This window comes from Cupriavidus yeoncheonensis, from assembly GCF_905397275.1.
GTDB classification, from domain to species: Bacteria; Pseudomonadota; Gammaproteobacteria; order Burkholderiales; family Burkholderiaceae; genus Cupriavidus; species Cupriavidus yeoncheonensis.
Genome location: NZ_CAJPUY010000008.1, coordinates 17429 through 30304, shown reverse-complemented (window position 1 = coordinate 30304; position 12876 = coordinate 17429). Strand labels below are relative to the sequence as shown.

Annotated in this window: 11 protein-coding genes; 6 read left to right on the top strand and 5 right to left on the bottom strand. The window is 68.5% G+C overall.

Annotated features, from left to right (window positions below):
• Positions 1-28 precede the first annotated feature (28 nt).
• From KHO22_RS12365 to KHO22_RS12340, 6 genes are all read left to right on the top strand, one after another.
• Positions 29-2326: a xanthine dehydrogenase family protein molybdopterin-binding subunit gene (locus KHO22_RS12365; RefSeq protein ID WP_211947436.1), complete on the top strand. Its 2298-nt coding sequence runs from the start codon at positions 29-31 to the stop codon at positions 2324-2326.
• Complete coding sequence (locus KHO22_RS12360; protein ID WP_211947435.1) at positions 2319-3185, top strand: FAD binding domain-containing protein; 867 nt, start codon at positions 2319-2321, stop codon at positions 3183-3185. The genes KHO22_RS12365 and KHO22_RS12360 overlap by 8 nt, the downstream gene beginning before the upstream one ends.
• Positions 3186-3194: 9 nt before the next feature.
• Positions 3195-3671, top strand: coding sequence for a (2Fe-2S)-binding protein (locus KHO22_RS12355; protein ID WP_211947434.1), 477 nt, complete (start codon positions 3195-3197; stop codon positions 3669-3671).
• Entirely contained in the window at positions 3661-4434 is a 774-nt protein-coding gene (locus KHO22_RS12350; RefSeq protein WP_211947433.1) for an SRPBCC family protein, read from the top strand. The genes KHO22_RS12355 and KHO22_RS12350 overlap by 11 nt, the downstream gene beginning before the upstream one ends.
• A gap of 147 nt (positions 4435-4581) precedes the next feature.
• Positions 4582-5406: an IclR family transcriptional regulator gene (locus KHO22_RS12345; protein ID WP_211947432.1), complete on the top strand. Its 825-nt coding sequence runs from the start codon at positions 4582-4584 to the stop codon at positions 5404-5406.
• Positions 5407-5417: 11 nt separating this feature from the next.
• Positions 5418-6449, top strand: coding sequence for a tripartite tricarboxylate transporter substrate binding protein (locus tag KHO22_RS12340; protein ID WP_211947431.1), 1032 nt, complete (start codon positions 5418-5420; stop codon positions 6447-6449).
• 108 nt (positions 6450-6557) lie between these two features.
• Here KHO22_RS12340 and KHO22_RS12335 read toward each other — a convergent pair whose 3' ends face one another.
• The 5 genes from KHO22_RS12335 to KHO22_RS12315 form a co-directional block, all read right to left on the bottom strand.
• Positions 6558-7397 carry an IclR family transcriptional regulator gene (locus KHO22_RS12335; RefSeq protein ID WP_211947430.1) on the bottom strand — a complete coding sequence of 280 codons (840 nt, stop codon included), beginning with the start codon at positions 7395-7397 and terminating at the stop codon, positions 6558-6560.
• A gap of 61 nt (positions 7398-7458) precedes the next feature.
• The gene (locus KHO22_RS12330; RefSeq protein WP_211947429.1) at positions 7459-8598 is read right to left on the bottom strand and encodes an FAD-dependent monooxygenase; all 1140 of its coding nucleotides are present in this window, start codon (positions 8596-8598) and stop codon (positions 7459-7461) included.
• 280 nt (positions 8599-8878) lie between these two features.
• Positions 8879-9499 carry a response regulator transcription factor gene (locus KHO22_RS12325; RefSeq protein ID WP_211947428.1) on the bottom strand — a complete coding sequence of 207 codons (621 nt, stop codon included), beginning with the start codon at positions 9497-9499 and terminating at the stop codon, positions 8879-8881.
• A 700-nt stretch (positions 9500-10199) separates the two neighbouring features.
• A complete protein-coding gene (locus KHO22_RS12320; RefSeq protein ID WP_211947427.1) occupies positions 10200-11435 on the bottom strand; it encodes an acyl-CoA dehydrogenase family protein in 1236 nt (411 codons plus the stop codon).
• A 53-nt stretch (positions 11436-11488) separates the two neighbouring features.
• Positions 11489-12634 (bottom strand): acyl-CoA dehydrogenase family protein, encoded by a 1146-nt coding sequence (locus KHO22_RS12315; protein WP_211947642.1) that lies wholly within the window; start codon positions 12632-12634, stop codon positions 11489-11491.
• Between the last annotated feature and the right edge of the window lie 242 nt (positions 12635-12876).

Below are 12876 nucleotides of genomic sequence, written 5' to 3'. Positions count from 1 at the left end.
GATGCCACACAAGACGCAGGAGGCGGGCATGAGCCAGTCCATCGTGGGAGCGTCCACGCCGCAGGTGACCGCGCGGGAGAAGGTCATGGGACGCGCGCAGTATGCCGGCGACATCAAGCTGGCCGGCATGCTGCACGCGAAGGTGCTGCGCAGCCCGCACCCGCATGCGCGCATCGTCGGCATCGACACCTCGGCGGCGAAGGCGCTGGCCGGTGTCAGGCTGGTGGTGACCGGGTGCGATACACCCACGCGCCTGTGGGGGCCGCACCGCAAGGAGCAGCGCATCCTGGCCGCCGGCGTGGTGCGCCATGTCGGCGAGGAAGTGGCGGCCGTGGTGGCGGTGAGCGAGGAAATTGCCCGCGATGCGCTGGACCTGATCCGCGTCGAGTACGAGCAGTTGCCGGCGCTGCTGAGCCCCGAGGCCGCGCTGGCCGACGGCGCGCCGGAAATCCATGCCGGTACGCGCAATATCGGCCATGAGATGCACATCGAGCGCGGCGACGTGGATGCCGGCTTTGCCGCGGCCGCCGCGGTGTACGAGGCGACCTACGACATGCACTCGCAATATCCGGGCTACCTCGAGCCGATGGCGTCCGTGGCGACGCAGGATGGCAATGGGCGGCTGACGGTGTATGCGTCGACGCAGTCGGTATTCCTCGCGCGCAGCCGCATGGCCGAGGCGCTCGATCGTCCGGCGTCGACGATCCGCGTGGTGCAGGCCACCACCGGCGGTGGCTTCGGCGCCAAGATCGTCGAGGAGAACAACAGCCTGATCTGCGCGTTCCTGGCGACGAAGCTCGATCGTCCGGTGCGGCTCGTCAACAACCGCCTTGAAGATTTCCAGGGGGCGCGGGCGAGCGTGCCCGCGAAGGTCTGGCTGCGCATGGGCCTGTCGGCCGACGGCATGATCGTGGCCAAGGACGTGCGCATCACGGCCGAGTGCGGCGCCTTCTCCGGCCTGGCCGGGGACGTCATGCACGTCAGCGCGATGCGCAGCGACAATATGCACCGCGTCACCAATGTGCGCTCGCACGCGGTGCTGGCCTATACCAACAATCCGCCGCGCGGCGCTTTCCGCGGCTTTGGCGGGCAGCAGATGCAGTTCCCGCTGAACTGCCACCTGACCGTGCTGGCCGGGATGATCGGCATGGATCCCATCGAGGTGCACAAGCGCAATGCCATCGGCCGTGGCGAGACCAGCGTGCACGGCTGGCAGATCGGCAGCACGGGCATGCAGGAGTGCCTGGAGATGACGCGCCAGGCGATCGGCTGGGATGCCAAGCGCAATGCCCCGCGCGGCACCGGCACGCGCCGGCGTGGCGTGGGCATTGCGGCGGCCATGCACGTCAGCGGCAACCGCACGCTCGGCAACTGGGACGGCTCGACCATCCTGCTCAAGCTCAATGAAGACGGCCGCGTGATGCTGCAGACCAGCGAGTGCGACATGGGGCAGGGCGCCAACACCATGCTCAGCCAGATCTGCGCGCAGGAGATGGGGATTCCGCTGTCGCACGTGACCGTGATGGTGCCCGATACCGATACCTCGCCGTTCTGCCTGGGCTCGCTGGCCTCGCGCGTGACCATCATCTCGGGCAATGCCGTGCTGCGCGCCGCGCGGGAAGCGAAGCAGAAGGTGCTGGCGCTGGCGGCGGAGAAGTTCGGCGTGGAAATGGCAAGCCTGTCATTTGCCGACGGCCGCATCAGCGTGCCGGGCCAACCCGACAAGTCGGCCATGCTCGCCGAGATCGCGCGCTTGCATATCTTCCGCCATGGCGGCGAAGGCATCCATGTGCGCGCCACCTATGACGCGCCCACGGTGATGCATGACGCTAGCTACTACGGCAACATCGCACCCGCCTATTCGTTCGCGGCGCAGGCGGTGGAGGTGGAGGTCGATACCTGCACGGGCCGCGTGACCGTGATCGACAGCTTTGTCGCCGACGACTGCGGCAAGGCGATCAACCCGCTCGCGGTGCATGGCCAGACCCACGGCGCGACGGTGCAGGCGATCGGCTGGACGCTCTACGAGCACCTGCGCTACGAAGACGGCCGCCTGCAGAACGGCAACTTTGCCGACTACACCATGGCCACGGCCGATGCCCTGCCGATGCTGCGCACCGACCTCGTGGAGTCCAACGATCCCAACGGCCCGTTCGGTGCCAAGGGCGCGAGCGAAACGGCGATCCTGCCCGGCGCGGCGGCGATCGCCAACGCGGTGCATCACGCCATCGGCGTGCGCATCCACTCGCTGCCGATCACGCCGGAGAAGGTGCTGGCGGCGCTGCGCGAGCGCCATGAGACGGAGAAGGAGACCGCCCATGCGTGATTTCGAATTCCTGGAGCCGGCCACGGTCGGTGAGGCCAGCCGCATGCTGGCGGACCTCGGCGACAACGGCCGCGCCTACGCGGGCGGCACCGCGCTGATGCTCGGCATGCGCCAGCGCATGCTGACGCCGAGCCATGTGGTCTACCTCGGCAAGCTGGAGGCGCTGCGCGGCATCGCGTTCGACCCGCACCAGGGCCTGCGCATCGGCGCGCTGACCTTGCATGCCGAGGTGGCGCGCTCGCCCATCGTGCAGCAGCACTATCCGATGCTCGCCAGCATGGCATCGCGCGTGGCCAATCCGCAGGTGCGCAACCAGGGCACCATCGGCGGCAACCTTTGCTATGCCGATCCGGCCACCGACCCACCGGGCTGCCTGATGGCGCTCGGCGCGCAGATCGTGCTGAGCGGCCCCGGCGGCGAGCGCGTGCTGGCGATCGAAGACTTCCTCGTCGACTACTACGTCACGGCGCTGACGCCGGGCGAGATCGTTACCGAGGTCCGGTTGCCGGCCCCGGCAGCGGGCGCGGACGGGCGCTACGCGCGATTCCTGCGTACAGCGGCCGAGCACCGCCCGCTCGCCAGCGTGGCGCTGTCGGTACGGCGCGAGGGCGATTTCTGCGTGGAGGCACGGCTGGCCGTCGGCGCTTCCACGCCCATTCCTGCCCGACTGCATCGGGCCGAGGCGCTGCTGACAGGCAAGGCCGTGACCGCGGAGCTCGCGGCCGAGGCCGCGGAGATCGTTGCCGCCGACATCAACGCGGTATCGGACATGCGCGGTTCGGAGGATTTCCGCCGCCACATCGTGCGCACGGTCGCACGCCGCACCATCGCCGGATTGTTCGGCGTGGCCGCGGACTGAGGAGTTGCCATGAACAAGATCACCATCGATGTCACCGTCAACGGTGAGGAACACACCGTCGAGGTCCCGGCGCGGCGCATGCTGTCCGACCTGCTGCGCGACGACCTGAACCTGACCGGTACCAAGCGCGGTTGCGAGACCGGCATCTGCGGCGCGTGCACGGTGCTGGTCGACGGCGAGGCCGTCAAGTCCTGCCTGATGCTCGCCGCGCAGGCGCGTGGGCGCCACGTGATGACCGTCGAAGGCCTGGCCGCCGACGGCGAACTGCACCCGCTGCAGCAGTGCTTCATGGCGTGCGGCGGGCTGCAGTGCGGCTACTGCACGCCGGGCTTCCTGATGACGTCGTGCGCGCTGCTGGCCAACAACCCCAACCCTACGGAAGAAGAGGTCCGCCACGGGCTGAACGGCAACCTGTGCCGCTGCACGGGCTATGTCGGCATCGTCGAATCCATCCTGTCCGCCGCGGAGAAAATGCGTGGAAATTGAAAAGACCCTGGTCACCGCGGCGCCGCCGGCGCGCGTGTGGGAGCTGCTGCTCGACCCGAACGTGATGGGCGCCTGCGTGCCCGGCATGGAATCGATCGAGGTCATCAGCGACGTAGAGTACATCGCGCACATGGCGGTGAAGATCGCGTTCATCAATGCACGCTTCCGCCTGCACACGAAGATCGTCGAGACGCGCGCGCCGCATTACCTGCGCACCGAGGGCACCGGCGAGGACGCGTCCGTCGCCAGTTCGCTGCGCCAGTCCAGCGAGATCTTCCTGACGGAGCAGGAGGATGGCTCGACCCAGCTGCGCATCCGGGTCCAGGTCGACGTGCTGGGCCGGCTCGGAACCTTTGGCCTGAGCGTGATGAAGACCAAGGCCGATCGCATGTGGGACGAGTTCGGCGCGAACCTGCTGGCGCGGCTGTCGCCGCAGGGCGCGCAAGCGGTGGCGGGCGCGGCACCCGTCGCGGTCGCAGCGCCGCGGGCCGCCGCCATGCCGGCGGTTGCCGCGCCGGCGCCACTGGCCGCCGGCAATGGCCCCAACATTGGCCCCAACAATGGCCATGCCGTGGGCGCGCCGGCCCTGAATGGCCATGGCGGCGGGCTGCTCTCCCGGCTGTTCGGGCGCGCGCCGGCGCAACGCGGGCCGCACTCCGACATCTGTGTGGAACTGCGCCGCCGCGACGAAACCATCGTGGTGCGCTGGCCGGCCCAGTATGGGGAGCAGTGCGCGGGCTGGTTGCGCGACTACCTGAAATAAGCGCGGGGTTTGTCGGCGTGACGGGTACCCTGCGGGGCTCAGGCGTGATATATGGGACATTTACCGGGGCGCGGGAGCGGCGAGGAGCCGCCCCTGCGGCACCCCGCACCTTATCAACGCCATAACACGCCACCTCAGAGACAGACCATGACCACCGAATCGCCGCCCGAAGACGCCCAGGACAAGTACATCGTGCCCGGGCTGGAGCGCGGCCTGCGCTTGCTGGGGGAGTTCAGCAGCCGCGAGCGCACGCTGTCGGCCGCCGAGCTGGCGCGGCGCCTGAAGGTGCCGCGCTCGACCGTGTTCCGCCTGCTGGCCACGCTGGAGATGATGGGCTTCGTCGAGCGCACCGATGGCGGCCGCGAGTTCCGACTCGGCATGGCGGTGCTGCGGCTGGGCTTTGATTACCTGGCTTCGCTGGAACTGACCGAGCTGGGCCGCCCGCTGCTGGACCGCCTGCGCGACGAGATCCATTACCCCTGCAACCTCGTGGTGCGCGACGGGCGCTCGATCGTCTACGTGGCCAAGTCCGTGTCGCCGCGCCCGTTTGCCAGCACGGTCAACGTGGGCACGCGGCTGCCGGCGCACGCCACGGTGCTCGGGCGCGTACTGCTCGAAGACCTGTCGCTGGACGAGCTGCGCGCGCTGTATCCTGAATCGCGGCTGGAGGTGTTCTCGGAAAGCACGCCGCGCACGGTGGAAGAACTCTACGACATGGTCCAGCGCGACCGCGAACGCGGCTATGTGCTGCAGGAAGGCTTCTTCGAGGCCAGCATCTCGACCATCGCGGCGCCCGTGCGCGACCGTACCGGCAAGGTGGTGGCGGCGCTGGGGGCAACCATCCCGGCTTCGCGCATCGAGCCGGATCAGCTCGACAATATGGTGGAAATGGTCCGGGGGGCCGCCGCGGAACTGTCGCGGCTGCTCGACTACCGTCCGCCCGAACCGCCCCGGCCGTTCGGCCTGGGCTGAACCATCGACCGATGCAGCAAAGTCATTTCAGTCACGGCGGCCGGCTGGCCGGATTCCCTGCCAGGCGCCTTTGGCTCGCTGCCGTGGCGGCGGGCCTGCTGGCTACGGCCGGCCTCGCAACGCAGAGCGCCGAGGCCGCCTGTGCCAATGTGCGCATCGTGGTGCCGTTCCCGGCCGGCGGGCCGGCCGACCAACTCGCGCGCACGCTCTCGCACGGGCTGCAGCAGCGGCATGCCAACGTTCCGTACATCGTCGACGACAAGCCCGGCGCCAACGGCAATATCGGCATTGACGCCGTGCGCCGTGCCGCGGGCGATGGCTGCACGCTGCTCGTTGTGCCGGCCGGCAACCTGACCATCAACCCGACGCTGTTCCCGGCGCTGTCCTACCAGGTGGAGCGTGATTTCCGGCCGGTCTCGCTGCTGGCCAGCTCGCCCAACGTGCTGGCCGTGCATCCGTCGGTCAAGGCGAATTCCGTGCAGGAGCTGATCCGGCTCGCGCGGCAGTCGGCGCAGGCCGGGACGCCGCTCGGCTATGCCAGCCCCGGCGTCGGCAGCGGCCTGCACCTGGCCGGAGAGCTGTTCCGGCACAAGGCCGGCGTGACGCTGATGCACGTGCCCTACAAAGGCACGACGCAGGCGCTCAATGACGTGGTGGGCGGCCAGGTACCCGTGTTGCTGGGCACGTGGCCAACGCTGGCGCCGTTCATCCAGTCGGGCAAGCTGCGTGCGCTGGCGGTGACGCAGTCGAAGCGTTCGCCTGCTGCACCCGGCGTGCCGTCGCTGGCCGAGCAGGGCGTGGCCGGCATCGACGTCAGTTCCTGGTATGCGCTGCTGGTGCCGCGCGCCACCCCGGCGGCGGCCGTCGACGGACTGGCTGCCGAGGTGCGTGCCTTGCTGGGGACGGCGGCGGTCCGGACCGAGCTGCAGCGCCAGGGCATGGAGCCGGTGGCCAGTACGCCCGACGCGCTCGCCGCGCGCATCCGCGAAGAAACCGCCGCGTGGGCGAAGCTGATCCGCGAATACGACATCAAGGCCGAATAGCCCGAATAGCCCGAATAGCCCGAATAGCCCGAATAGCCCGAATAGCCCGAATAGCCCGAATAGCCCGAATAGCCCGAATAGCGGCTGCACTTCGCGCGGGCAGTTGCGCTATCGCCGGCTGCCGTTCCCGGTGCGGTCGCCCAGCAGGGCGGACAGGTCACGCGCGGCGGCCTTGACTTCGCGCTCCGCGCGTTCACGAAGCGTGCCGTCGGCTTCGAAGCGCTGCTGCGGTCCGGCCACGCTGATCGCGGCAATCACCTCGCCGCTGGCATCGCGCACGGGCGCGGCGCAGGAATCGATGCCGGCCTCATAGGCGGAGAAGCTCCACGCGCAGCCGCGTTCGCGGTCGGCGCCGAGGATCTCGGCCAGGCGCGCATGCGTGGCGGGGCTCTGGCCGGTTGCGGTCGGCAGCGGGTCATCGCCCAGCAAGGCGCGGAGTTCCTCGGGGGGCTGATCGGCGATCAGCATGCGGCCGGGCGTGGTCAGGTGCGCGGCCACGCGGCTGCCGACCTGGATATTGCTGACCAGCGAGGTGTTGGGCATATCGCGCAGCAGGTAGAGCGCGTGGCCGCCATCGCGCACGACCAGATAGGCCGAGAGCTGCAGCGAAGCGCTCAGCCGCGCCAGCACGCGCCGCGCGAACGTGGTCAGGTCGTTGGCGGCCAGGACGCGCGCGGCCAGCTTCAGGAAGCCGAAGCCGACCTCGTGCCCGCCCTGCGGCAGGCGTTCCAGCATGCCCTCGTGTTCGAGCGTGGCGAGCAGCCGCATCACCGTGACGCGGTTCACGTCGATGCGCCGGCCTACCTCGCTGAGGTTGGCGGTCGAGCCGCCTTCGGCGATGAAGCGCAGCAGCCGCAGCCCGCGGATGACGGGCGAGACCAGTTGCTGGTCCCTGGCGTCGTCGTTGTCGGCAGTGTCGTCGGTGTCGTGGCGTGCTTGCTTGGGCATGGTCATCGGAAAAGGCAAACGGCCGCGCAGGCGCGGCCGTACGGGCAATGCAGCGCCGGAATCAACCCAGCGCGACGTTCCAGGCGTCGTAATCGTACACCCAGTCGGCGTTGCCGCCTTCCTTGAGCCAGGCATTGCTGCGCGAGCCGATCTGGATGCGGCTGGTGCGCTCATGGCGGGCGCGCTGGTAGCAGGCAAGCGCGGCCGGCACGGCGGCCTGGCCGTCGCCCGCGGCTTCGGCCAGGCAGCGCGCCAGCACCACGCCGTCCTCGATCGCCATGCCGGCGCCTTGCGCCATGAACGGCATCATCGGGTGGCAGGCATCGCCCATCAGCGTGACATGGCCGTCCGACCACGACGGCAGCGGGTCGCGCACGTACAGCGCGGAGATCAGCACGTCGTCGCAGGCGTCCAGCAGGACGCGCGCTTCGGGGTGGAACCCCGCGTAGGCGCTGCGCAGGTCTTCCACGCGGCCCGGCGTGGTCCACGACTCATGGCGCCAGCTTGCCTGCGCCACGGTGGCGAAGATGAAGATGTCGCGCCCACGGTTGAGCGGGAAGGTGACGATCTGCGAGGCCGGATCCGTGCCCCACCACTTGGTGAAGGCATCGAGGTTGGGCACGCCGGCCAGGCGTTCGGCGGGTACCACCGCGCGGTACGCCACGACGCCGGTGAAGATCGGGCTCTCCTGGCCGAACAGGGCGGTGCGCACCATCGAATGGATGCCGTCCGCGCCGACCAGCACGTCGACCTCGTCTTCGCTGCCATCGGCAAAGCGCACGGTGATGCCGCCGCCATTGCGCTCGATCGCCACGGCCTTGTGGCCGAGCCTGACCTTGGCGGCCGGCAAGGCGCTTTCCAGCGCGCTCATCAGGTCGGCGCGGTGCATGGTGAGCTGCGGCGCGCCATAGCGCTGCTCGGCTTCATCGGACATGGGCAGGCGCGAGGTTTCCTCGCCGGTGTCCCAGGTACGGCTGATGCGGTGGGTGGGGCGCGCGGCGGTTTCGCGCAAGGCGTCGCCGACGCCAAGGCCATCGAGCGCGCGCACGGCATTCGGGGTCAGGTTGATGTCGGCGCCTACCCGCGCGAAGCGGGAAGCCTGTTCGTACACGGTCACGTCCATGCCGAGCTTGCGCAGCGCAATCGCCGCCGCGAGGCCGCCGATGCCGGCGCCATTGATGCCGATCTTCAGTGAAGTCATGTTGTCTGCCTGCTGTCTGCCAGTGGTGGGGGCGCCAGGACGGATTCCTTCGGGCGATCCGCATCTGGTGGCTTGTGTTCAAAAATGAACGTATTGTTCATAAAAGTTTAGGCGCGAAAAAAGCTTCGCGTCAAGCCGTTCATGCAGGAGGTGAACAGGGAGGCAGCGGAAGAACGGCGGCAGCCGTCAGGTCAACGGCCGTGAGTCCTTCGGAGATCGAGCGCGGCGGGCGAGGCCGCAGGCCTCGCCAACGCAGGGAAGGACGTGAAGGCGTTCCGGTTCAGACGCCGGACCCGGGCAGGTCGTACAGCAGCCGCACCAGTTCGGCCACGGAGGTGATAGACAGCTTCTCGGTCATGCGCGCGCGATGGTTCTCCACCGTGCGCACGCTGATGCTCAGGGCCTCGGAGATCTGGCGGCTGGACTTGCCGCTGGCGACGTGCTCGGCAATCTCGCGTTCCTTTGGCGTGAGCATGGCCAGGCGCTTGCGGCGCCCGGTCAGGGCCAGCCGCCTCGCGTGCAGCCCGCGGCTGTGCTCCAGCGCGGCGTGCACCGTCCGGACCAGGCGCTCGCCATCGACGGGTTTTTCGAGGAAATCGAATGCGCCGACGCGCATGGCTTCCACCACCGACGACACTTCGGCGTGGCCGGAGACGAAGACGATGGGCAGGCAGTCGCCGGTGGAAAGCAGTTCATTCTGGACGCCCAGGCCGCAGAGTTCCGGCATGCGCAGGTCGCAGACCAGGCATTCGCACGGACTCGGGGAATAGCTGTCGAGAAAGGCCCGCGGCGACGTGAACGGCCTCAGGACCACGCCATGGTGCTGAAGCAGTTCGCGGTACAGCCACAAGACGATCTCGTCGTCGTCAACCACGTAGACGATGGATGGGTTACCCGACACGGGTGCTTGCTCCTTCTGCTGATGCCATGCCAGGTCTTTCAACCGGTCGAGCCGGGCGGTTGCTGTAGGGACGATGTGTCCCGCCGATATCCGGGAGGGCCGGAAATTTTCCTGTACTTCGCGCGCAACGGCAATTGCCGGATTGCGTGGCCAGTGCTGCCGGAAGCCCGTCGTTACAAAAAAAGTGTTCGTTCAGCGGCGCGATGCCTTGCAGCCTTGGCACGACTGCGGGAGAAGTCGCAGCGCCGTTCGCGCCATACCATCGCAAACCGATGCCCTGCGCCGCAGACGGCGGCGTGATGATCCGCAATCCAGGCCTGGCGGTGCAAGGCCGCGCGCGCAGAACACCTCAAACGAGTTAGGTCCTGTGCAGCCAATTTTGCCAAGGAGAGCGCGAGGTTGAGTAGTTCTACTCTTTCCGTAATGTGCCAGCCCAAGCAGAATTCGCCCCGCAGTGACGAACGGCCTGGCAGACGGGGCAAGCGAGCCCGCGCAATCGGGGCCGGAAATTCTGAAGTCGCGGTCCAGCAGGCTGCGGCGAACGGGCAGCGTCCGGTGGACGGAAGGAGTATTGCGGTGATGGCGGGGTGTCCGCGCAATGCGTTGTAGCTCAGGCCCGTTGCACAAACAGAAGCCCGCTTCGGCGGGCTTCTGTCTGCCACAAGCCTTTGCCGCGCAACGTGCGCAGCTACCGATGGCGCTAGAGACCGAGCGTCAGCTTGGCAATGATATTGCGCTGGATCTCGTTGGATCCGCCGTAGATCGAAGCCTTGCGGTAGTTGAAATAACGCGGGGCCAGCACGGCGGCATACTCCGGCCCGACACGCGGCGGTGCCTCCCGGCCCTGGATTTCGGCCCAGGTGTCCTGCACGAACGGCAGCGCCGCCGGGCCGGCCGCTTCCACGGCCAGTTCGCTGATGGCCTGCATGGCCTCCGTCCCCAGCAGCTTGAGCATGCTCGACGCCGCGCCGATCGATTTGCCCGATTCCACGCCGCTGAACAGCTTCAGCTCCACCGCCTGCAGTCCGGCCGCCCGCAGGTGAAGCTGGGCCAGCCTGCGGCGGAAGCCGGCGTCTTCGAGCAGCGGCCGGCCATCATCGCCAGGCTGGTCGGCGGCGATCGCGGCGACTTTTGCCAGTTGCTTGCCCAAGGTCGGAGCATAGGTGCCGCCGCGCTCGAACTCGAGCAGGTACTTCGCGACCGTCCAGCCCATGCCTTCTTCGCCGATGCGGTTCTCGACCGGCACGCGCACATTGTCGAAGAACACCTGGTTGACTTCCTGCTGCCCGGGCATCGGGCCATCGAGCGTGGGTAGCGCGGCGACCGTGATGCCGGGCGTGCGCATGTCCACGAGTACGAACGAGATGCCTTCCTGGCGCCGCGCGTCGCGGCTGGTGCGCACCAGGCAGAACATCCAGTCGGCCCATTGCGCATGCGTGGTCCAGATCTTGGAGCCGTTGAGCACGTAGTGGGCACCTTCGCCGTCGGTGGCAAGATCGGCGCGCATCTGCAGCGATGCCAGGTCGGAGCCTGAATTGGGCTCGGAGTAGCCCTGGCACCACCACACATCGGACTTCAGGATGGGCGGCAGAAAGCGCGCCTTCTGCGCTTCGGTGCCGTACTTCATGATGACGGGCGCGACCATCTTCAGGCCCATCGGCGACACCGGCGGGCAGCCGGCCGCGGCCAACTCCGACTGGAAAATATGGCGCTGCGTCGGCGTCCACCCGGGGCCACCGTAGGCCTCGGGCCAGTTGGGCGCGGCCCAGCCGCGCGCGTGCAGCGCCTTCTGCCAGCGCACCTGGCCGGCCTTGTCCAGGTAGCCATTCTTGGTTTGCGCCATCATGGCGCGCAATTCAGGGTCGAACGCCTCGGCAATCCAGGCGCGCACTTGGTCGCGGAACTGCAGGTCTTGCTCGGAGAACTCGAGATGCATCGGCGGGCCTCGCTGAAGGACTGAAGGATGCTTGGGGTTTGGGTGGCGCAGCCTCAGGCTGCCGCGGGGTAGAGCAGGTCGGCGTAGCGGCCCAGGTGGTGCTCGGCCGATCCGAACTGCAGGTCGATGGCCGTCACGCGCTTGAAGTAGTGCCCCACCGCCAGTTCATCGGTCACGCCCATGCCGCCGTGGATCTGCACCGCGGCCTGGCCGATGAAGCGGCCGGCCTGCCCGGCCTGCGCCTTGGCCGCGCAGGCTGCCAGGGCGCGCTCGCACCATGGTGCCGTGGCCTGCATGGCCGCGACCTGGGTCAATGCCACGGACTGTTCCAGCTGCATCGCCATGTCGGCCATGCGGTGCTGCAGGACCTGGAAGCTGCCGATGGCGACGCCGAACTGCCTGCGCTGGCGGGCATAGTCGATCGTGTCCGCAAGCATGCGGGCCATCGCGCCGTTGGTTTCCGCGCTCAGCGCCACGAGCGCGGCGTCGCTCAGTTGTTCGATCAGGGGCAGCGCCTGGCCTTCGGCGCCGATCAGGTGACCGAACGGCACCCGGACCTGCTCGAACCGCACTTCGGCGGCGCGGTTGCCGTCGATGGTCGGGTACTCGCGCAGCGACACGCCCGGCGCGTCGCGCGGCACCCAGAACAGGCTGATGCCATCGGTGTCGCGCCGTGCGCCGCCGGTGCGGGCGCTGACGACGAAATGCGTGGCGAACGGTGCGCCCGCCACCGCGGACTTGTGGCCATTGAGTACGTAGCCGGCGCTGTCCGCGGCCGCGCTCGCCTGCACGTCATACCGGCAGTAGCGGCTGGCCGGTTCGGCGTGGGCCCAGGCCACGATGGCTTCGCCGCCGATGATGGCCGGCACCCATTGTTCTGCGAGCGCCTTGCTGCCATGCAGCAAGGCGCCGCCGCCCAGTACGACGGTCGACAGGTACGGTTCCAGCACCAGGTGCCGGCCGCATTGTTCCATCACGATCAAATGTTCGGCCGCACCGCCGCCGAGACCGCCCAGCGCCTCGGGAAATCCGGCGCCAAGGATACCGAGCTCGCGCGCGAAGGCGCGCCAGCAGCCGGGGCGCCACCCGGCCTCTGTACGCACGGCGGCGCGGCGCGCTTCGAAGTCATAGTGATCGGCCAGGTAGCGCGCGAGCGTGTCGCGCAGCATCGATTGGTCTTCGCTGAACTGGAAATCCACCGCGGCTCCTTTCGGCAAGGGATGTCTCGGAATGGGAAGGGGCAATGACGCAAGGACGTGCTGCGACAGCCATCTTCGACGCAAGCCGGTCGCGCGCGCATCGTCGCATCGGACGAAGCCCCGGGCCCGGCTCTTGCCGCACTGCCGCATGCACCGGCCTCGGCCCGTTCGTCGTTTCCGACGATGCCCGAGTCTGGCCGGGCTCATGAGAATGCATCCAGTCCAGCCGCCGGCGACGCGGC

What these genes read in the sequence shown, in the direction of transcription:
- KHO22_RS12335 (WP_211947430.1), bottom strand. Translation starts at nt 7,397, where the DNA reads ATGCCCAAGCAAGCACGCCACGACACCGACGACACTGCCGACAACGAC.
- KHO22_RS12340 (WP_211947431.1), top strand. Translation starts at nt 5,418, where the DNA reads ATGCAGCAAAGTCATTTCAGTCACGGCGGCCGGCTGGCCGGATTCCCT.
- KHO22_RS12355 (WP_211947434.1), top strand. Translation starts at nt 3,195, where the DNA reads ATGAACAAGATCACCATCGATGTCACCGTCAACGGTGAGGAACACACC.
- KHO22_RS12345 (WP_211947432.1), top strand. Translation starts at nt 4,582, where the DNA reads ATGACCACCGAATCGCCGCCCGAAGACGCCCAGGACAAGTACATCGTG.
- KHO22_RS12365 (WP_211947436.1), top strand. Translation starts at nt 29, where the DNA reads ATGAGCCAGTCCATCGTGGGAGCGTCCACGCCGCAGGTGACCGCGCGG.
- KHO22_RS12320 (WP_211947427.1), bottom strand. Translation starts at nt 11,435, where the DNA reads ATGCATCTCGAGTTCTCCGAGCAAGACCTGCAGTTCCGCGACCAAGTG.
- KHO22_RS12360 (WP_211947435.1), top strand. Translation starts at nt 2,319, where the DNA reads ATGCGTGATTTCGAATTCCTGGAGCCGGCCACGGTCGGTGAGGCCAGC.
- KHO22_RS12330 (WP_211947429.1), bottom strand. Translation starts at nt 8,598, where the DNA reads ATGACTTCACTGAAGATCGGCATCAATGGCGCCGGCATCGGCGGCCTC.